The following is a 337-nucleotide window of genomic DNA, read 5'->3' as shown; positions in this document are numbered from 1 at the left end:
AAGGTGGCGGGGGAGCGCCTGCAGGACCCGCAAGCCGACGAGGCCTGGTGCCGGGCCAAGCGGGTGACGGCTCGCTTCTACGCCGAGCATTGCCTGCCCCAGGCCCTGGCCCTGGCCCTCGCCATCACCCGGGGGGCCGACAGCGTATTGGCGCTAGACGCCTCGGCGTTCTAGCCCATGAGCTATCCGGGCTAAGCCCGCCGGCGGCTTCCTCAGCTGACCGAAAAAATCTCCTTGACGCTGCAGCGCCGTTACGCCATAGTTTAAACGCTCGTTTGAAGCGAACGTTCGACCATGCCCCCCAAAACTCCCTTGCCTTGCGACGATGCCCCGGATG

1 protein-coding gene is annotated in these 337 nt (G+C 65.9%); it reads left to right on the top strand.

Annotated elements, in window-relative coordinates; translation table 11 throughout:
- The first annotated feature begins 3 nt into the window (after positions 1-3).
- Entirely contained in the window at positions 4-174 is a 171-nt protein-coding gene (locus ACTFO6_RS18185) for an acyl-CoA dehydrogenase C-terminal domain-containing protein (protein WP_439935798.1), read from the top strand.
- Positions 175-337: the final 163 nt, after the last annotated feature.

The organism is Pelomicrobium sp. G1, assembly GCF_051905455.1.
Taxonomy (GTDB): Bacteria; Pseudomonadota; Gammaproteobacteria; order Burkholderiales; family UBA6910; genus Pelomicrobium.
The sequence above is the reverse complement of the archived record's forward strand: the minus strand, read 5'-3'. Positions and strand labels throughout refer to the sequence as shown.